Source organism: Azospirillum brasilense, assembly GCF_008365405.1.
GTDB lineage: Bacteria > Pseudomonadota > Alphaproteobacteria > Azospirillales > Azospirillaceae > Azospirillum > Azospirillum brasilense_D.
Genome location: NZ_QOKV01000001.1, coordinates 548,874 through 567,724, shown reverse-complemented (window position 1 = coordinate 567,724; position 18,851 = coordinate 548,874). Strand labels below are relative to the sequence as shown.

Below are 18,851 nucleotides of genomic sequence, written 5' to 3'. Positions count from 1 at the left end.
TCACACCGCTTTCCGCAGCCCTGCCCGGCGAAGGTCATGACCGAAGTGAGCACCGAAGCCGCCGCTCCCGCGAACATCCCCTATGGCCGCCACCGCGACCGCAACGACCTGTCGCAGGTGCTGCCGCTGACCACGCCCTTCTCGCTGCTGATCGACCCGTCGAACGGCTGCAACTTCCGCTGCGTCTTCTGCGCCACCGGGAACCCGGAGCTGCTGAAGGAGATCGGCCGCCCGCGTGGCGCCATGAAGTTCGACCTGTTCCGCAAGATCGCCGACGACATCGCCGCGTTCGACGCCCCGATCAAATCCGTCCACCTCTACAAGGACGGCGAGCCGCTGGTGAACACGCGGATCGAGCACATGGTCCATCTTCTGAAGTCGCGCGGCCTGGCCCGCCATGTCGAGATGACCAGCAACGGCTCCCTGCTGACGCCGGAGCGGGCGGACGCGCTGCTGGCCGCCGGGCTGGACGCCATGCGCGTCTCCGTCTACGGCGCCAGCGACGCCATGTACAAGCGCATCACCCGGCGCTTCGACCGCTTCCAGACCGTCGTGGACAATGTAGCCTATCTTTACCGCCGCAAGACGGAGCTGGGCCGCGACTTCCACCTGCACTGCAAGATCATCAACGTGGAGCTGACGGAGGAGGAGCGGCAGAGCTTCATCGACACCTTCACCCCGATCGCCGACAGCCTGTTCGTCCACCCCCTGCACGGCGAGGCGCTGGCGGATGAGAGCGCCTTCGCCGTCGCCCCGGACACCGCCCGCAAGGTCTGCTCCGAGCCTTTCCTGAAGCTGGCCATCAACTTCAACGGCGAGGTCTCGGTCTGCTGCGCCGACTGGGGCATGGGCACCATCGTCGGCAACGTCGCCGAGGAGTCGCTGCGCGACATCTGGAACGGCGAACGGCTGCGCGATTTCCGGCTGAAGCATCTGGAGGGCCGCCGCGACGAGATCGAGGCCTGCCGCGGCTGCTCCTACGTCCAGACCCTGCCCGCCGACAACAATCTGGACGGCTTCGCCGCGGACCTCATCGCCAAATACCGGGCTTGAGCGTCCGCACAAGTCCCGCCCTCAGGGCCAGCGCTTCGCGCGCAACGGCACCGCTCCGGAGCCATCCCCGGCCGCCGTCTCGGAATCTTGCGCCTCCGGCTCCCGCGCGCCCGTTTCGGGCGGTTCCGCCTCCAAGGGTCGGTCGGACAGCAGGGTCTTGATCGGCACGCCGAGGATGCCCTCCTGATTCCGTTCCGCCTGCTCCAAAAGCTGGGCCGTGCGGTCCTGCCAGGGCAGTTCCAACCCGCCCAGCCCGCGGACGGAGCCGCGCAGGCCGATGCCCAACGCCTTCATCAGGTCGAACAGCGTGGCCTCGCTCAGGTCGCGGGTGACGACCCAGGCGTTGTGCGTGGTGTGGGCCACCCAATGGGCGTCGCGAAGCTGCTCCAGGATGCCGTCGATCAGCACCGTCCCGACCGGCACGCGCCCGACCAGCGTCCGCCGCCGCAAGCCCACGCCGAGCCGCGTGCCCTCCAGAAGCTCGTGCAGGACGGCCAGCGCCAGCCCCAGCCGCTGCGCGGGCAAAAGCCCCTCCGGCCCGCCGCGGGTGATCTTGCCGGCCCGCCATTCCGGCAGCGAGGCGGTGATGACCGCGCCGAACAGCACCGTCGACCAGGCGATGTAGAGCCAGAACAGGAAGATCGGCACGGTCGCCAACGCGCCGTAGATGGTCTGGTAGGCGGGAAACTCCTTCATGTACATGGCGAAGCCCGCCTTGGACGCCTCCAGCAGCAGCGAGGCGACCGCCCCGCCGCAGGCGGCGTCCATCCACCCGACGTCCCGGTTGGGGATGATCACGTAGAGCAGCGTGCAGCCGACCAGTTGCAGCATGAAGGGCAGGATCGCCCCGATCCCCACCAGCGGGTCGGCGAAGCCCTCCAGATGGGCGAACTGGAGCACCGCCCACAGGGTGCTGGACAGCGACAAGCTGGCGCCGGCGAACAGCGGGCTCAGCGACACCACCGCCCAGAAGGAGAGGATGCGGGTGACGTAGGAGCGCGGTTCGCGCACCCGCCAGACGGTGGCGAAGGACCCCTCGATGGTCCAGATCAGCAGGACGGCGGACATCGCCAGCCCGACGATGCCGAACACCGGCATCTGCCCGGCGTTGGCCATGAAGGCCGCCAGATATTGCAGGATGGCGTCGCTGTTCTCGGGCACGAGATTCTTGAACAGCAGCGTCTGGATGCGCGATTGCAAGGCATTGAAGGCGGGAAATGCCGAAAAGATCGCGAAGCCGATGGTCATCAGCGGCACCAGCGCCAGCAGCGAGGTGTAGGTCAGCGACGCCGCGGTCTGGAAGCAGTTGTCGTTGTAGAAGCGCATGGAGGAATAGGCGATGAAGCCGCCGATTTCCCGAACGCGCACAAAGGGGTTCCACGCCCCTTTCGAAGTGCCTTCGGTTTCAGCCACAGGACGCCTCCCGCCTTGGTTTGACCGGGCCGGTCTTTCGTGTAGGATGCGGCCCACTTTTCAAAGCATACTCTGGATGCACGAGGTACGGATGTCCAACCCGAAGCCGCTCATGGACGGCAAGCGTGGCCTGATCATGGGCGTGGCGAACGATCGTTCGATCGCCTGGGGAATTGCCTCCACGCTGGCGCAGCACGGCGCCGAGCTGGCCTTCACCTATCAGGGTGACGCGCTGCTGAAGCGTGTGAAGCCGCTGGCCGATCAGGTCAAGGCCCCGCTGCTGCTGCCCTGCGACGTCACCGACGAGGCCAGCGTCGACGCGACCTTCGCCGCCATCGAAAAGGAATGGGGCAAGCTGGACTTCCTGGTTCATGCGATCGCTTTTTCCGACAAGAACGAGCTGGACGGCCTCTATCTCGACACGACGCGGGCCAACTTCCTGCGCACCATGGACATCTCCTGCTATTCCTTCACCGCGGTGGCGCAGCGCGCCGTCCCGCTGATGAAGGAGGGCGGCAGCCTCCTCACCCTCTCCTACTACGGCGCCGAGCGCGTGATGCCCCATTACAACGTGATGGGCGTCGCCAAGGCCGCGCTGGAGGCGAGCGTGCGTTACCTGGCGGTCGATTTGGGCGGTCGGGACATCCGCGTCAATGCCATCTCCGCCGGACCGATCAAGACGCTGGCCGCCAGCGGCATCGGCGACTTCCGCTACATCCTGAAGTGGAACGAGCTGAACGCCCCGCTGAAGCGCAACGTCACCATCGGCGAGGTCGGCGGCGCCGGCCTGTTCCTGCTGAGCGACCTCGGCACCGGCGTGACCGGCGAGGTCATGCACGTCGACTCCGGCTATCACACGGTCGGCATGGTCGCGGTGGACGCGGCGGCCGAGGTGTCGCAGCTTCTGGGTTCGCTGGGCGGCGCGGGCAAGCCCGCCTGATCCCAGCCTCCGGCGACGGCGGGCGCGTCCGGTTCGTTCCGGAACGCCCGCCGGAAACGCCCTTACCCGGTTTGAGGTATTTTTTACCGATCGTCGTATTACCTACTTTTGCGCACCGCAGCAGACCGCTATTCTTCACGCTTACGGAAGGTTGCGGAAGGTGACGGTCGGATGCGTGCACGGCGGCAATCGGATTCGGTGTCCCCGATTCTGGAGCAGATTCTCTACGGCGGCTCCAGCGTCTCGATGAACTTGATCACCATCACCCGCGAGATCCCTGAAGAAAACCGCCTGTTCCGTGCCCGCGGATTGAACAAGGCCATTCTCTTCAAGTATCCGAATTTCGACGAAGACGCCGACGACTACGCCAATCCCATCGCCGACGAGGATGAGGACGGCGACGCCGCAGCGCGGCCGGTCGAGACCGGCATCTACATTCCGCACAGTGTCGAACACACCGAAGCGGGCGGCCTTGCCATTTATCTGCGCGCCCGCAACAGCAGCGTTCTTCTGGCAGAGCAATTCGGCATCGGCGAGGCCAACAGCGAGGCCGCGGCCGCGGACCTGCGCACCCTCACCCTGATCGACAGCGTGCCGTCGCTGGACGCCTTCCTGCTGAAGGCCTGTTTCGAAGGCGAAAAGGTTGCGGTGGACAAGCGTCACTGGGCGATCAGCGATGCCGAGGACCAGCAGCTCCGCCGCCTGATCCGGGCGCGCATCGAACCCATCGTGCGCAAGGCCATCGACGGCGGCGGCAACGGCGCCCAGAGCATCGAACGTTTCCTGGAGGCGATCTGGAATCCCGAGCTTGAGGAAGCCGGCCTGTTCGTCTCGGCCTTCGGCATCGACCGCAGCGAGGCCGACCAGATCTTCAGCGCCTGGAAGGGCACGACCTTTTACGAGTACCAGCTTCGCCGCATCGCGCCGCGGGCGCGGATCATCCTGAACTGGCTGAAGTCGCGGGAATGCATCCCGGTCGACATCCGCATGCACAAGCCCTACGAGACCCAGCTTCTGATGCACATCGAAAAGGTGGGCAAGCTGCTGGAAACCACGCTGATGGACATCCGCCAGATCCTCGCCGACTACGAGGCGAGCTTCTCCGCCTTCATGGCCGGACAGCCGGAGCCCTTCCGCGACTATCTGCGCAAGATCCGTTCCCACTACTGGCTGCTCGGCTACTGCGTCTCGGCGCTGACCAGCGTCGCCCATCTGGACGCCCGCTGCATGAAGAACAACCCGCAGCGCAAGCTCTACTTCGAAACCACGCACAAGCTGCTGCGCCAGTTCGAGGTCGCGCTCGACCGCCGGCGCGAGCAGAAGGGAGCGTTTTAAGCTCCCTTGCGCTTGACGCGCTGGCCGAAACGCCGCAAGAAACGCGCTCCACCGTACAATGTACGGCAACATCGCGTCGCATCGGGAGTCCTCGCCATGGCCGGCAACAGCTTCGGAACGCTTTTCCGCTTCACCACCTGGGGCGAGAGCCATGGGCCGGCGATCGGCGTGGTGGTGGACGGCTGCCCGTCGCTGCTCTCCCTGACCGAGGCGGACATCCAGCCCTGGCTCGACAAGCGCCGCCCCGGCCAGTCGCGCTACACCACCCAGCGCCAGGAGCCGGATCAGGTCAGAATTTTGTCGGGCGTCTTCGAAGGGCAGACCACCGGCACGCCGCTCTCGCTGATGATCGAGAACACCGACCAGCGGTCCAAGGACTACAGCGAGATCGCCGCCAAGTTCCGGCCCGGTCACGCCGACTACACCTATTGGAAAAAGTACGGCATCCGCGACTACCGCGGCGGCGGGCGCTCCTCAGCGCGCGAGACGGCCTGCCGCGTGGCAGCGGGCGCGGTGGCGCGCAAGGTTCTGGGCGACGGCGTGACCGTCCGCGGCGCGCTGGTGCAGATGGGTCCGCACAAGGTGGACCGCAGCCGCTGGGATTGGGCGGAGGTGGACAACAACCCCTTCTTCTGCCCCGATCCGCAGGCCGCCGCCGAATGGGCCGACTATCTGGACGGCATCCGCAAGAGCGGCTCGTCCATCGGCGCGGTGGTGGAGGTGGTGGCCTCCGGCCTGCCCGCCGGGCTGGGCGACCCGCTCTACGACAAGCTGGACGGCGATCTCGCCCGCGCCATGATGACGATCAACGCCGTCAAGGGCGTGGAAATCGGCAACGGCTTCGAGGCCGCCACCCTGACCGGCGAGCAGAACGCCGACGAGATGCGCGCCGGACCCGACGGTGAAGCGGAATTCCTCTCCAACCAATCCGGCGGCATCCTCGGCGGCATTTCCACCGGGCAGGACGTCGTGGTGCGCTTCGCGGTGAAGCCGACCAGCTCGATCCTCACCCCACGCCAGACGGTCGATCTGCAGGGCAAGGACACCGACATTCTGACCAAGGGCCGCCACGACCCCTGCGTCGGCATCCGCGCCGTTCCGGTCGGCGAGGCGATGATGGCCTGCGTTCTGGCCGACCATCTGCTCCGCCACCGCGCCTACGCGCGGGGCTGAGGCCGATGCGGGAGCCGGGACGAAGGACGGGTGCGTGGCGTGGTGGCGTGATCGCGGGGTTTCTGCTGGCCGCCGCCCTTCCCGCCGCCCCAATCCAGGCCCAATCCCAGTCACCGGCCTACCGCGAGCATGCGGAGACCTTCAAGGACTGGCGGCTCTACTGCCAGGTCTGGAGCGAGCCGCGCCGCGTCGAGTGCGAACTGCTGTCCCGCCCCGGCAGCGACCGGCGGTCGCGCCTCGTCTGGCTGCGCTCCAGCGAGCGTTGGCTGGAGGGGCTGCGTTTCCGGCTGGACGAGCAAACGATGGACCTGTCGAAGATCGTCCGCGTCTGGGTGGACCGGGCGCTGTTCCGTCCCGAATACCCGTGCGAACGGTTCGAATGGGAGACCAACACCTGCGCGGTGGTCGATCCGGAGACCAACGCCAAGCTGGTCGAGCGGCTGACTCCGGCCAAGGAGGTTTCCGCCGTCGGCTCCGCCCCGGAAGGCGGCAAAGCCGAGGTGCGCTTCTCCCTGAACGGCCTCAAGCCGGCGCTGGAGCGCATGGAGGAGATCCGCCGCGAGGCGGGGATCCGCTGGAAATAGTGGCGGCGCTCAGGCCGGATCGCCGTCGCCGTCCGACTTGGCGTATTTCTTCTTGGCGCGGTCCAGCGAAGCCAGAAGCTGCTGGCCGGTCGCCCCGCCGTCGCCGCTGATCCGCCCGGCCATCACCGCCTTGATGGCGTCCACATGCGCTTTCAGCAGCAGACGCTCGTTGCCGGTGACGGCGGGGAAGCCGCCCTGCGTCGCCTCGTAGAGCGACTTGGCGATGCGGGTGATCAGCGGATAGCCGAAAATGCCGCCCTGCCCGCGCATCTCGTGGGCGGAGCGGTTGATCTGCGCCATCAGCGCCGGAACCGCGGCGGGCTCCTCGCGCAGCCGCTCGACGCGGCGGGCCAGCTCGTCCACCTCCCCGGCGATCCAGGTGGCGTAATCGCCCGCCCGGTTCTGGATCTCCGCCTCCGCCGCCGCCAGAACCTCGTCGGGCAGGTTCGGCACCGGGTCCTTCGGCGCGATGCCCATCTTGGCGCCCAGCCGGTTGGGCAGGTCGAAATGAATGACCGGGAAGCGGTCGATGCCCACCGCCCTGGACGCGCTGTGCACCACCAGGATTTCCCTGGGGCCGGTCATCCGGCAGTCCATCGCCACCGGCCGCTGCGTCCGCCGCCGGTCCGGTCCGAAATAACCCTTGGCAAGCACGAAGCGCCGCGGCCGGGCGATGGCGGTCAGCAGGCGGCTGGCGATGGTCGCCGCGGAAAAGGGCTTGGCGATGAAGTCGGTGGCGCCCAGGTCGCGCGCTTGCTCCACATAATGGCGGTCGGCGGCGCCGGACAGCATCAGCACGGGCAGGAAGCGGTCCGGCGACTTCGGGCTGCAGCGCAGCCAGCGCAGCAGCATCAACCCGTCCACCTCCGGCATCACCAGATCGGTGATGATCACATCCACCGGCGCCGTGCCGGGCGGCAAAGCGGCGCGCCGTTCCTCCAAAAAGCGGATGGCTTCCGCGCCGCCGGCCTCGGCATGCACCGCGCCGACCCCGATGGTGCGCAGGGTCGCGGTCAGCACGTTGCGGATGAAGGCGCTGTCCTCGACCACCAGAACCGAGAGGAGGCCGAGCTTGGGCGCGCCTTTGCCACCCGGATCCTTCATCGGTCGAACCACTGCGTTGCGGCGGAGCGCAGTCTTCGCACGGACGGCGACGGCTTGGCGAGAGACAACGTACGAAAGGCAGGGTTGCAACCCCTGGTGAATGGGCCTGACCGGAGGTGGGGCTTTGCGAAGCGCCGCCGGACGGCTACCCTGTCGGCCAAAACAGCGTACACCGCAACGAAACCAACACGCCGGAGGAGACCACCGCGATGCCCCAGCCCGATCACGTCATGGCCCTGCCCGTTCCCGAGACGCCCGACCTCGACCCGGACATGGCCGCGCTCTTCGCCAAGTGCGAGGAGAAGCTGGGCTTCGTTCCCAACGTGCTGCGCGCCTACAGCCTGCGCCCGAAGAAGCTGCGCACCTTCGCCCAGCTCTATAACGAGCTGATGGTTGGCGAGAGCGGCCTGTCCAAGCTGGAGCGCGAGATGATCGCCGTGGTCGTATCCTCGGCCAACCATTGCTATTACTGCCTCGTCGCCCACGGGCAGGCGGTGCGCAAGCTGTCCGGCGACCCGGAACTGGGCGAGATGCTCGCCTTCAACTACCGCGCCGCCACGCTGGAGCCGCGCCAGCGCGCCATGCTCGATTTCGCGTGGAAGCTGACCAAGGAGCCCTGGACCATGGGCGAGCCGGACCGGCAAGCGCTGCGCGACGCCGGCTTCGGCGAGGAGGACATCTTCGACATCGCCGACACCGCCGCCTTCTACAACATGTCGAACCGCGTCGCCTCGGCGGTGGACATGATGCCGAACCGCGACTACCACAAGCAGGACCGCTAAACGCTGGCCCGCTGACGCCGCGCAACCACCGGAGCCCCCCCGGATGCTGAGGTTCTTTGTCCGCCTATTCGCCCTCATCGGCTTCCTCGTGGTGGCCGCCGTGGTCACCGGGGTCGTCCTGGCGGTCCGGCACGAGCCCTCCCTGCCCGGCACCGTGGTGCTGGAGTTGGACCTCCGCGACCCGCTGGCGGAAGGCAGCGTGGACCGGCTGGGCAGCTTCCTCGGCCACGAGACGACCTTCCAGGAGGTGCTCGACGCGCTGGAGCGGGGGCGCGGTGACCCGCGGGTGAAGGGCGTTCTCGCCCGCTTCGGCGGCGACGGTGTCAGCTTCGCCCAGGTGCAGGAACTGCGGGCGGCGGTGGAGCGGTTCCGCGCGTCGGGCCGCTTCGCCATCGCCTTCGCCGAATCCTACGGCGACACCGGGGCGGGAAACCGCTCCTACCTGCTGGCCAGCGCCTTCGACGAGGTGTGGATGCAGCCGCTGGGGTTGCTCGGCCTGACCGGCCTGACCGCCCAGATCCCCTTCGCCCGCGGCGCGCTGGACAAGCTGGACATCCAGCCGCAGGTGTTCCAGCGCGAGGAGTACAAGAGCCTCGCCGACAGCGTCATGCGGACGGACTTCACGCCCGCCCACCGCGAGATGATGGAGTCGCTGCTCGGCGATCTGACCAACCAGATCGTCGACGGGGTGGCGGTGAGCCGCCGCCTCCCCCCGGCCGCCGTGAAGGCGGCGATGGACCGCGCTCCCTTGATCGACCGCGAAGCGGTGGACGCCAAGCTGGTCGACCGGCTGGGCTACGCCGACGAGGCGCGGGAGGAGGCGCTGCGCCGCGCCGGGGCCGCGCCCGACGCCGACACCATGGAGGCGGCGGACTATCTGGGCATCGCCGGCCCGCCCAACCGCAGCGGCCCGACCATCGCGCTGATCCACGCCACCGGCACCATAACCGGCGGTGACAGCGGCAAGCCCGGTCTGGGCGAGGTCACCGCCGGGTCCGAGACGATCGTGGAGGCCATCGAGGACGCGGTGGACGATCCCGACGTCAAGGCCATCCTGTTCCGCATCGACAGCGGCGGCGGCAGCGTGACCGCCTCCGAAACGATCCGCCGCGCGCTGGTCAAGGCCCGCCAGTCGGGCAAGCCGGTGATCGCCAGCATGGGCGGGACGGCGGCGTCCGGCGGCTATTGGATCGCCCTGGCCGCCGACCGCATCGTCGCCTCCCCCGCCACCGTGACCGGCTCCATCGGCGTGGTCGCCGGCAAGATGTCGGTCGCCGGCCTGTCAGAGCGGCTGGGCGTGCATTGGGGCGTCCTCGACACCGCCCCCAACGCCGGCCTGTGGTCACCCTTCCGCCCCTTCGGCCCCGCCGGGGAGGAGCGGCTGAACGCCATCATCGACAGCAGCTACGCCACCTTCCTGTCCCGCGTGGCGGAGGCCCGGCACCTCACCCCCGAGCAGGCGCGGGACGCCGCCAAGGGCCGCGTGTGGACCGGCGCCCAGGCCAGGAACCTCGGGCTGATCGACGAGCTGGGCGGAGTCGCCACCGCGCTGACGCTCGCCAAGCAGGCGGCGAAGCTGGCGCCGGACGCCCCGGTCACCGTGACCGGCTATCCCCGTCCGAAGCCGCTGTTCCGGGAAATCCTCGACCTCGCCTCGGGCAAGGGCGATCTGGTGGAGGCCGTGGCGGTGCTGGCCGGGCTGCGCCCGGCGCTGGCCGAACTGGCGCCGCTGGTGACGGCGGCCCGCGGCGGTGCGGTGGAGGCGCGCATGCCGCCGCTGGGCATCGAGCGGTGACGCATCGTTCGGGCGGCAAAGCGGCTGTTGGCCGCCCGTTACTCATCCAGTTTTTCGAAGTCGAACTTTAGCCTGCCGGATTTGACCGTGTAGGTTCCGCACCACCAGAGCTTGATCTTGTATCGGAGCGGTTGGGCAGCGTTGAAGCGTTGAAAAAAGATGTAGTAACCGCTTCTGTAGCGGACGTGAGCGGTTCCGACAGGTGTAGACGGAAAAAGAATATCGCGCCTGCTTTCGGGGTGACCATCAAACGATTCAACAAGATACTCAATTATCTTTCGGCCTTCAGGATTGATCTTCGCGCGCTCTGAAAGGAAATCTCTCGTAACATGCCGTGAGCAAATTATTTGAGCGCGCGACCCAGCCAAGGGAATATTGATCTTCGTCATATTCAGCCGCCTGATTTACAAAGCTTTCAGCCGGACCCCTCGGCCAACTTAGAAGCGCTGGCAACGACCTGACTGGCTGTGCTTTTTTGTCGAAGCGGGCTATCGGCCTTCCTGTAGACTTCCCATCCGGTCCCTTTGACCGACTTGGAGAGGTGACTAAAGAGTTGGTTCGCCTTGCGCTGTTGTTCGGGCGACGCAATCCGAGGCACAATTGGAACGGCCCCCGCGACTTTCAGCACATCCTCGATACGGTCGGCGGCCTCCGCGGCTGGCGTTGCCCTTAGAGCGAAAAACCGCCATCTCTGCGCATTTCTGGCGACGAGTGATTTCGACTTCGGCTTTTTCGCGCCCATATTGGTTAATCCAAATTCAATGAAAACAGTCTTGTCTACCACTAATTCTAGTACGACACGGAAGCATCCGCAACACAATTCCGGCTATGAATATAGTTACTTGACTTCAGTTCGCGGCCTCGCATCGCTTCAGAAGACTTTTGTATGCACAAAGATCAGGCCGGCGGAACGACCGCCGGCCTGCGAAAAGTGGCTGCGTTGCGCCGTGACGAAAGCGCGCCGTCTATGGAGCGTCGTCAATGGCGCGTCGCAAGCCCCGCCGAACAGAGCATCATCAGCGAACCGGCGCTGGTCCGGTTTTCACTTTCCAAGTAACTCTGAAATCCTGGTGAGCAGACCAACCGCGCGATTTCGTCCTTCGAAAAGACCGGCAGGAAGGGATTGTTCGACAGCTCCTCGTAAGCAGCCCTGGCCACTACTCTCAGGCTAAGCGGAATCGCCGCGATATATCGGTCGAGAGCACATTCGTCCTCGCGCTCCATCTGGCGCACTCCTTTCCTACGTTTCTCGTGATTAGTGGCTACGGATTAAAGATTGCGCAAAGCACCAATCGCGTAAAGCGACATAAGCGAACGAGGCAACAGATCCTGCACAGTGTTGTGCCCGTATCACATCATACGTTTTGGGTAAGCTGTGCGCTGGTAGCAAATCCCATCGATTTTTATCTTTCACCCCCGCCACGAAACGCGGCTCGGGGAAAAAGGAACGGCGCCCCGTCACGCAATGAGTTCAGGCATTTGATCTCACAACATCGAAAAGAATAAATATGGAAAACCACGACACATTCGAAAGTCTCAATTCCTCGATGAGAGAAAGCCGAAATCGAACATCATTGAATGAACTGCAAAAAAATCCATTGGTCATATGCGCAACGTTCAAAACAGCGCGCGCTCCATCCCGGGGCTGATCTTTGGAATGCCGACGCCGCGCACCCCTTCAAGGAGCCGATTGTCCGGATTGACCGGCATGGAGGCTTCCTATATAGCCGCTGGACTCTTCGCCGTTTCAAAGCCGCCGGTGCGCACGGAAAAGGATAGGCGCCGCGCGCGCGAGGGTTTGAATGTCACGGTCAGACGGCAAATAATTCAGTAGGCCGTCCTTTACTCCCGCAGACCTGAAGTGCTCCGTGGAACCAGAAGACAACGATCATCCCATCGCCGACGCCACCACGCCGCCCGAGGAGGGTGAGGAAACGGTTTCCGTCTATGGTCCCTATCCGGAGGGCCAGGATCGGGTCTGCTGCATCGTCGGCATCGGCGCCTCCGCCGGCGGGTTGGAAGCGCTCCAGCGCTTCTTCGACAATGTGCCGGGAGAGAGCGACCTCGCCTATGTGGTCGTCCAGCACCTGTCGCCGGTCCACAAAAGCCTGATGGTGGACCTGCTGGCCAAGCACACCGCCATGTCGGTGGTGCAGGCGACCGACGGCATGGCGGTGGAGCGCAACACCGTCTATCTGCTGCCCCCCGCCAAACACCTGGCCATCGAGGACGGGCGCCTGATCCTCACCGCCAAGGACGCCGCCGGCGGCATGAGCCTGCCCATCGACATCTTCTTCACCGCTCTGGCCAGGGACCAGGGGCCGCGGGCGCTCGGGGTGGTGCTGTCCGGCACCGGGTCGGACGGGACGCGCGGGCTTCTGGCGATCAAGTCGGCGGGCGGCTTCGCCGCGGCGCAGGACCCCGAATCGGCCCAGTTCGACGGCATGCCGCGCAGCGCGATCGCCACCGGGCAGGTGGACGCCGTGAAGACGCCGGACAAGCTGCCGGGCTGCCTGATCGAACACGCCAGCCGTGTGCTGTCCCGCAACCTGCCCGCCCCCGCCAAGCCGCAGGACCGCGACAACGATCCGCTGGCGCAGATCGTGGCGGCCATCCGCTCGGTGACCGGCGTCGATTTCTCGCATTACAAGCTGGCGACGCTGCTGCGCCGGATCGAACGGCGGATGCACACCGCCGGCCTCGACTCGATGAACGACTACGCCGCCCTGCTCCGCCGCAACAGCGCCGAGACGGTCAGCCTCTACAAGGAGATGCTGATCGGCGTCACCCGATTCTTCCGCGACGAGGGCGCCTTCGCCTCCCTGGCCGACAAGGCGATCCCATCCCTGCTGGCCAAGCGCAGCCCCACCGACATGGTGCGCGTGTGGGTCTGCGGCTGCGCCACGGGGGAGGAGGCCTATTCCATCGCCATCCTGTTCGCCGAGGCGCAGGAGCGGATGGGGCGGTCCTTCGACGTCAAGATCTTCGCCACCGACATCGACCAGGACAGCATCGAAATCGCCAGCCAGGGTGAATACCCGCGCTCCATCGCGGAGGACGTGTCGCACGAACGATTGGCCCGCTACTTCACCGCCCGCGGTGATCGTTATCTGGTGTCGCGCGACATCCGCCGCATGGTGGTCTTCGCCGCCCACAACATCATGCGCGACCCGCCCTTCACCAAGGTCGATCTGGTGAGTTGCCGGAACCTGCTGATCTACATGGATTCGCCGCTTCAGCGGAAGGTGCTCAGCCTGTTCCAGTACGCGCTGCGGCAGAACGGCTTCCTGTTCCTCGGCACCAGCGAGACGCTCGGCGACCTGTCGGCGGAGTTCCACGTCCTGGACAGCCGGAACAAGCTGTTCCAGAGCCTGCGCACCGGGTCCCACCGGTTGTCGCGGCTGCTGGTCCCCACCGTCGCCGCCCCGGTGCACCGCCACGGTGACGAGGCCATGTCGCAGGCGCAGGAGGAAGGGGCCGCCATCGACGAGGCGATCTCGACCCTGATGCGGGCCTATGTGCCGCCCAGCCTGCTGGTCAACGAGCAGATGAACATCATGCACGTGTTCGGCGAGGCGTCGGCCATCCTGAAGGTGCCGCCGGGCGAGGCCACGCTGAACGCGCTGAAGCTCCTGCCCTCCTCGGTCTCGATGGTGGTGGGGACCGCGTTGACGCGGGCCTTCCGCTCCGGCGAGGAATTCGCCCTGTCCAACATCCCGGTGAAGGACCGCGAAGGGCTGCCCGCCGTCAGCCTGCGCGTCAAGCCCTTCGTCGCCCGCAAGACCGGCCGGCGCTTCGCGCTGATCGTGCTCGACCCCAGCGCCCCGGCGCTGGCCCTGCCGGACAGCGACTTCGACTTCGACACCGACACCGCGGAGCGCATCCGCGGGCTGGAGCAGGAGCTGCTTTCCCGCGGCGAGAATCTCCAAGCCACCATCGAGGAGCTGGAAACCGCCAACGAGGAACTCCAGGCGACCAACGAGGAGCTTCTCGCTTCCAATGAAGAGTTGCAAAGCACCAACGAAGAATTGCAGTCCGTCAACGAAGAGCTGTATTCCGTCAATGCCGAGTATCAGGCGAAGGTGGAGGAGCTGACGGAGGTCACCAACGACCTGGACAACCTGCTGCGCTCCACCGAGATCGGCACGGTCTTCCTGGACAGCGGCATGGTGATCCGGCGCTTCACCCCGGCGGCGGCCCGCTTCATCAACATCATCCCGCGCGACGTCGGGCGGTCGATCTCGCACCTGTCGACCAACATCGACTACCCGGACTTCCTCAAGGACATCGAACGGGTCTTCCACGACCACACGCCGGTGGAACGCCATGTCCCGGTGCGCGGCGACCGCTGGATCCAGACGCGGATCCTGCCCTACCTGACCGAAAAGAACCAGGTCGCCGGGGTGGTCGTCACCTTCGTGGACGTCACCGCCGCCAAGGCCGCGGAGCATCGCCTCCAAACGGTTCTGGACAGCCTGCCGGAGCATGTGGCGGTCATCGATTCCGACGGCGCCATCACCATGGTCAACCACGCCTGGCGCATGTTTGGCGAGAAGAACGGCGCGCCGGCGCTGGACCGTTGCGGTCCGGGTACCAATTATCTTGATGTCTGCAGCGCCGAGGAAGGAACCGAAGGCGAGGACATCGCCCGTGCCGTGAACGACGGGTTGCGCCGGATTCTGTCCGGCGACATCGAGCGGTTCACCATCGAATACCCTTGTCATTCCGACAAGGAGGAGCGCTGGTTCATGATGCACGCCTGCCGTCTGGCCGGATTGTCAGGGGGAGCGGTGGTCAGCCACATCGACATCACCAACCGGAAGCGGATGGAACTGCGCGCGAGCGGACGGCGGAACGGCGAGACGACGTCCGGGCCGTTCGCCGCCAAGGATCCGGCGGCCGGAGGCGCGGCGTGAACGGCTTCCGCAACGAACGGCTTCGCAAGCGCGCGGAACAGGCCCTCAACTCGGGCGGCTTCGAAGGGGCGGAGGTCTCGGCGACCACGCTCAAGGAAGTCCTGCACGAGCTGTACGTCCATCAGGCCGAGCTGGAGATCCAGAACGAGGAGCTGCGCACCGCCCAGCAGGCGCTGGAAGCCTCGCGCATCCAGTATCTCCAGCTGTTCCAGTCGGTGCCGCTGGCCTGCTTCACCGTCAATGCCGCGGGCATCATCTGCGAGGCCAACGTCGCCGCGGAACGGCAGTTCGGCCTGCCGCTCCGCCGGCTGAAAGGTCGCCCTCTGACCCTGATGGTGGAGTCGCTGGACCACGGGCGCCTGTTCACGGCGTTGGCCCGGCTGCGCGACTCCGGGCAATGGACACGCCAGGAATACGCCTTCGTCGGCGCGCACAGCGCCATCGACGGGTTGACCGACGCCCGGATCGTCGAGTTGGAGGCCGGGCCGGACGGTGTCGACAAGGGCGACGTCCTGCTGACCATCACCGACGTGACGGAGCGCAACGCCTGGGTCGGCGAGCTTCAGAACGCCCGCGACGAGGCGGAGCGCACCCGCGCCGCCTACCATCACATCCTGCAGGCGGTGGCCGACGGCATCTGCGGTCTGGACGCGCGCGGCGCCGTCACCTTCGTGAACGCCGCGGCCCAGTCGATGACCGGCTTCGGCGCCAGCGAACTGGTCGGCCGCTCCTTCGCCGCGCTGATCGGCGGCGACGCGGAGGAGGAAGGCCGGCGCGCCTTGACGCTGTCGCTGGCCGACGGGCTGGTCCGGCAGGTGACCGGCGGGCGCCTGCGCCGCCAGGGCGCCGACGATTTCGTGGCGGAGCTGACCGTCTCCCCAATTCTTCAGAACGGGGCGATCAGCGGCGCGGTGGTGGCCTTTCGTGACGTGACCGCCCGCCGCGCCGCGGAACAGGCCCTGGCCGAGAGCGAGCGGCGGCACCGCACGTTGGTCCAGTCCCTGTCCGAAGGGCTGGTGATGCGCGCGGTGGATGGCACGGTGATGGTCGCCAACGCCATGGCGGAACGGTTGATGACCGGGCCGACGGGCGTGCTGCTCGACCCCCTTGCCCACCCGCTCGAAAGCCGCAAGCCGGGCGATCGGACGGGCCGCGCGGCGCGGCGGCGCTTCATCGGCGCCGACGGCGCCCGGCTGACCGGACTGCCGCCCGCCGCCAAGGCGGTGAACAGCGGGAAGCCGGTCGTCGAACAGATCGTCGGCATCGCCGATGGCGATGGCGCGGCGGCCCCCACCCGCTGGCTGCGCGTCTCCAGCCACCCGGTGCCGGGCGCCGACGGACGGCCCGAGGCGGTGGTGTCCAGCGTCACCGACATCTCCGCCATCAAGTCGATGGAGCGCGACCTGAACGTGGCGCTGGACGCCAAAGAGCGCTTCATGGCGGCGGCCAGCCACGACCTGCGCCAGCCGGCCCAGGCCCTGACCCTGCTGTCCGGCCTGCTGCTGAAGGAGCCGATCCCGGAGGACGCGCGGCGCATCGCCACCCAGCTCCGCGACACGGTGGCCTCGCTCGGCGGGCTGCTCGACTGCCTGCTCGACATCTCCAAGCTGGAGGCCGGCCTCGTCACCCCCCACTCCGTGCCGGTGGAGGTGGGGTCGATCATGGAGCGCCTGCACGGGGAGTTCCGGGCGGTCGCCGCCTCCTCCGGGTTGACGCTGCGCACCGTGCCGGTACGGCTGAGCGCCTGCACCGACGGCGGCCTGCTGGAGCGGGTGCTGCGCAATTTGCTGACCAACGCCATCCGCTACACCCGGCAGGGCCGGGTTCTGTTCGGGGCGCGGCGGCGCAACGGCGCCCTCCGGTTCGAGGTGTGGGACACCGGCATCGGCATTCCGGAGAACCAGCTCGACCGGATCTTCCAGGACTTCTACCAGATCGGCAACGTTGCCCGTGACCGGCGGGAGGGGCTGGGCATGGGGCTCAGCATCGCGCGACGCCTCGTCCACATGCTGGGCGGCACCATCGAGGTGACCTCGACGACGGGCAAGGGGTCCTGCTTCGCCGTCACCCTGCCCCAGGGAGCCATTCTCGACGAGCGGCACTGCGGCGACTCGCCGGACGACTCCGCTGCGGGAGGCGGCGAAGCGGACGGCGACGCCTCGGTCCTGCTGGTCGAAGACGACGCGGTGATCCGCATGGCGCTGGCCCTGATGCTGGACGGCTGGGGCTACCGGGTGACGGAGGCCGGATCGGTGGCGGAAGCGCTGGAGCTGGTGGACGGCATGCTGGTGCCCGACCTCGTGCTGACCGACTATCGCTTGCCGGACGGCGACACCGGGCTGATGCTGATGGACACGCTGCGCCGCCGCTTCGGTCCCGACCTGCCGGGGGTGCTGCTGACCGGCGACACTTCGTCCGACCGGCTGCGCGAGGCCGCCGGCGCGCAATGCGCCCTGCTGCACAAGCCCATCCAGCCCGACGACCTGCGCCGCACCGTGCGTGCCAGTCTGGAGCGCCGCGACGCGGAGACGGAAGCGACGTAGTGGCGGGCTTTGCCCCCACCCCGGCCCTCCCCCGCGTTGCGGGAGAGGGTGCCTTCTGCGAAGCGGCGGCAGTCCCCTCCACCTCGAAGAGGGCGAGGGTTAGGGAGGGGGCAGAGCCGCTGCCTTACGGACGCTCCAAATCCGCCTGGGTGGCGCGCTTCAGGTGGTTCAGCCGCTCTTCGGCCTCATTGCGGGCGTAGGGGCCTTCCACATCCATGCCGAAGCTCACATAGAAGCCGTCGGCCTGGGCGATGTGGGTTCCGACGGGCAGATACTCGTCGGTGGCCTCGTCATTGCCGATGATCGCGCCGTTCCGGATTTCCACGATGTGCGCCATGACCCGCTCCCCCGCCGCCGTTGGTGGATGCCAAACGGGTTCAACGGCGGGGGGCCCGTCGGGGTTCCTTACGCTTGCTTCCGACGCACCAGCCGGTCGAGCCGCAGCCGGTGCCGCCGGTCGCTGAGCCGCCGCACCGTCGCCAGCGACGCCGCCAGGACGCCCAGCCCGGTCGCCCCGGAAATCAGGAACATGATGAGGATCTGGTACTTCACCGCCTCCCCCGGATCGACGCCGGAGAGGATCTGGCCGGTCATCATGCCGGGCAGGGCCACCAGACCCATGGCCGCCATGCTGTTGATCGTCGGCATCAGCGCCGTGCGCAACGCGTGGCGTAGGATGGGTCGCAGGGCCGTCCAGCGGGTGCCGCCGAGCGCGAGCTGCGCCTCGATGGCCGCCCGCTCCCGCGCCGCCGTCGCGGTCAGCGTGTGGAGGGCCAGCCCCACCCCGCTCATCGCGTTGCCCAGGACCATGCCCAGCATCGGAATGGCGTAGCGCGCGTCCCACCAGGGATCGGGCCGCACCGCGGTGGACAGGCCGAGCAGCAGGACGATCCCCGCCGCCGTCCCCATGGCCCCGGTGCCGATGCCGTAGGACCACCAGCCGGTCAGCCGCCGCTCCTGCCGGGCCATCGTCTCCTGGCCGGCGAACAGCAGCATGACCAGCGCCGCCCCCAGGGTCAGCCAGGGCGACTCCAGGGCGAACAGCCGGGTCAGCACCAGCCCGACCAGCGACAGTTGGACCACCATCCGCAGCGCCGCCACCAGCAGCGGCCGCGCCAGCCCCAAATCCAGCGCCATGGACAGGCCGCCGTTGACCAGCAGGAGCAGCGCCGCCACGGCGAGGTCGGTGTAATGCAGGGTCACCAGCATCGCC

General features: G+C 67.2%; 15 protein-coding genes. 9 read left to right on the top strand and 6 right to left on the bottom strand.

The window, feature by feature from the left end; translation table 11 throughout:
- The first annotated feature begins 36 nt into the window (after window positions 1–36).
- Window positions 37–1,053 (top strand): radical SAM/SPASM domain-containing protein, encoded by a 1,017-nt coding sequence (locus tag DS837_RS02715; protein WP_149163298.1) that lies wholly within the window; start codon window positions 37–39, stop codon window positions 1,051–1,053.
- A gap of 21 nt (window positions 1,054–1,074) precedes the next feature.
- Here the strand turns inward: DS837_RS02715 and DS837_RS02710 are convergent, their stop codons facing one another.
- Window positions 1,075–2,421, bottom strand: a complete 1,347-nt coding sequence (locus DS837_RS02710; RefSeq protein WP_149163297.1) for a YihY family inner membrane protein — start codon at window positions 2,419–2,421, stop codon at window positions 1,075–1,077.
- Window positions 2,422–2,557: 136 nt separating this feature from the next.
- Between DS837_RS02710 and fabI the strand changes: the two genes are divergently transcribed.
- From fabI to DS837_RS02690, 4 genes are all read left to right on the top strand, one after another.
- Window positions 2,558–3,406, top strand: coding sequence for an enoyl-ACP reductase FabI (gene fabI / locus DS837_RS02705; RefSeq protein ID WP_149163296.1), 849 nt, complete (start codon window positions 2,558–2,560; stop codon window positions 3,404–3,406).
- Window positions 3,407–3,604: 198 nt separating this feature from the next.
- Window positions 3,605–4,741 carry a hypothetical protein gene (locus DS837_RS02700; protein WP_247889736.1) on the top strand — a complete coding sequence of 379 codons (1,137 nt, stop codon included), beginning with the start codon at window positions 3,605–3,607 and terminating at the stop codon, window positions 4,739–4,741.
- A gap of 96 nt (window positions 4,742–4,837) precedes the next feature.
- Window positions 4,838–5,914: a chorismate synthase gene (aroC, locus tag DS837_RS02695; protein WP_149163294.1), complete on the top strand. Its 1,077-nt coding sequence runs from the start codon at window positions 4,838–4,840 to the stop codon at window positions 5,912–5,914.
- A 47-nt stretch (window positions 5,915–5,961) separates the two neighbouring features.
- Window positions 5,962–6,498: an invasion associated locus B family protein gene (locus DS837_RS02690; protein WP_247889735.1), complete on the top strand. Its 537-nt coding sequence runs from the start codon at window positions 5,962–5,964 to the stop codon at window positions 6,496–6,498.
- Between the two features lie 9 nt (window positions 6,499–6,507).
- Here DS837_RS02690 and DS837_RS02685 read toward each other — a convergent pair whose 3' ends face one another.
- Window positions 6,508–7,602, bottom strand: coding sequence for a response regulator (locus tag DS837_RS02685; RefSeq protein ID WP_149163292.1), 1,095 nt, complete (start codon window positions 7,600–7,602; stop codon window positions 6,508–6,510).
- Window positions 7,603–7,811: 209 nt separating this feature from the next.
- Here DS837_RS02685 and DS837_RS02680 point away from each other — a divergent pair, with 209 nt between their 5' ends.
- Complete coding sequence (locus DS837_RS02680; protein ID WP_114860769.1) at window positions 7,812–8,384, top strand: peroxidase-related enzyme; 573 nt, start codon at window positions 7,812–7,814, stop codon at window positions 8,382–8,384.
- A 43-nt stretch (window positions 8,385–8,427) separates the two neighbouring features.
- Window positions 8,428–10,179, top strand: a complete 1,752-nt coding sequence (gene sppA / locus DS837_RS02675) for a signal peptide peptidase SppA (protein ID WP_149163291.1) — start codon at window positions 8,428–8,430, stop codon at window positions 10,177–10,179.
- Between the two features lie 38 nt (window positions 10,180–10,217).
- On the opposite strand, the gene DS837_RS02670 is transcribed toward sppA, so the two are convergent.
- Window positions 10,218–10,568: a hypothetical protein gene (locus tag DS837_RS02670; RefSeq protein ID WP_149163290.1), complete on the bottom strand. Its 351-nt coding sequence runs from the start codon at window positions 10,566–10,568 to the stop codon at window positions 10,218–10,220.
- Window positions 10,569–11,157: 589 nt separating this feature from the next.
- Complete coding sequence (locus tag DS837_RS02665; RefSeq protein WP_149163289.1) at window positions 11,158–11,403, bottom strand: hypothetical protein; 246 nt, start codon at window positions 11,401–11,403, stop codon at window positions 11,158–11,160.
- Between the two features lie 644 nt (window positions 11,404–12,047).
- Here DS837_RS02665 and DS837_RS02660 point away from each other — a divergent pair.
- Together DS837_RS02660 and DS837_RS02655 are read left to right on the top strand one after the other, a co-directional pair.
- The gene (locus DS837_RS02660; RefSeq protein WP_149163288.1) at window positions 12,048–15,095 is read left to right on the top strand and encodes a chemotaxis protein CheB; all 3,048 of its coding nucleotides are present in this window, start codon (window positions 12,048–12,050) and stop codon (window positions 15,093–15,095) included.
- Complete coding sequence (locus tag DS837_RS02655; protein WP_149163287.1) at window positions 15,092–17,638, top strand: PAS domain-containing hybrid sensor histidine kinase/response regulator; 2,547 nt, start codon at window positions 15,092–15,094, stop codon at window positions 17,636–17,638. The genes DS837_RS02660 and DS837_RS02655 overlap by 4 nt, the downstream gene beginning before the upstream one ends.
- Window positions 17,639–17,762: 124 nt before the next feature.
- Here DS837_RS02655 and DS837_RS02650 read toward each other — a convergent pair whose 3' ends face one another.
- Both DS837_RS02650 and DS837_RS02645 read right to left on the bottom strand, forming a co-directional pair.
- Complete coding sequence (locus DS837_RS02650; protein ID WP_014240891.1) at window positions 17,763–17,975, bottom strand: hypothetical protein; 213 nt, start codon at window positions 17,973–17,975, stop codon at window positions 17,763–17,765.
- Between the two features lie 68 nt (window positions 17,976–18,043).
- Entirely contained in the window at window positions 18,044–18,847 is an 804-nt protein-coding gene (locus tag DS837_RS02645) for an ABC transporter permease (protein WP_149163286.1), read from the bottom strand.
- Window positions 18,848–18,851 lie beyond the last annotated feature (4 nt).

What these genes read in the sequence shown, in the direction of transcription:
- DS837_RS02645 (WP_149163286.1), bottom strand. Translation starts at nt 18,847, where the DNA reads ATGCTGGTGACCCTGCATTACACCGACCTCGCCGTGGCGGCGCTGCTC.
- DS837_RS02665 (WP_149163289.1), bottom strand. Translation starts at nt 11,403, where the DNA reads ATGGAGCGCGAGGACGAATGTGCTCTCGACCGATATATCGCGGCGATT.
- aroC (WP_149163294.1), top strand. Translation starts at nt 4,838, where the DNA reads ATGGCCGGCAACAGCTTCGGAACGCTTTTCCGCTTCACCACCTGGGGC.
- DS837_RS02670 (WP_149163290.1), bottom strand. Translation starts at nt 10,568, where the DNA reads ATGACGAAGATCAATATTCCCTTGGCTGGGTCGCGCGCTCAAATAATT.
- DS837_RS02685 (WP_149163292.1), bottom strand. Translation starts at nt 7,602, where the DNA reads ATGAAGGATCCGGGTGGCAAAGGCGCGCCCAAGCTCGGCCTCCTCTCG.
- DS837_RS02680 (WP_114860769.1), top strand. Translation starts at nt 7,812, where the DNA reads ATGCCCCAGCCCGATCACGTCATGGCCCTGCCCGTTCCCGAGACGCCC.
- DS837_RS02715 (WP_149163298.1), top strand. Translation starts at nt 37, where the DNA reads ATGACCGAAGTGAGCACCGAAGCCGCCGCTCCCGCGAACATCCCCTAT.
- DS837_RS02650 (WP_014240891.1), bottom strand. Translation starts at nt 17,975, where the DNA reads ATGGCGCACATCGTGGAAATCCGGAACGGCGCGATCATCGGCAATGAC.
- sppA (WP_149163291.1), top strand. Translation starts at nt 8,428, where the DNA reads ATGCTGAGGTTCTTTGTCCGCCTATTCGCCCTCATCGGCTTCCTCGTG.
- fabI (WP_149163296.1), top strand. Translation starts at nt 2,558, where the DNA reads ATGTCCAACCCGAAGCCGCTCATGGACGGCAAGCGTGGCCTGATCATG.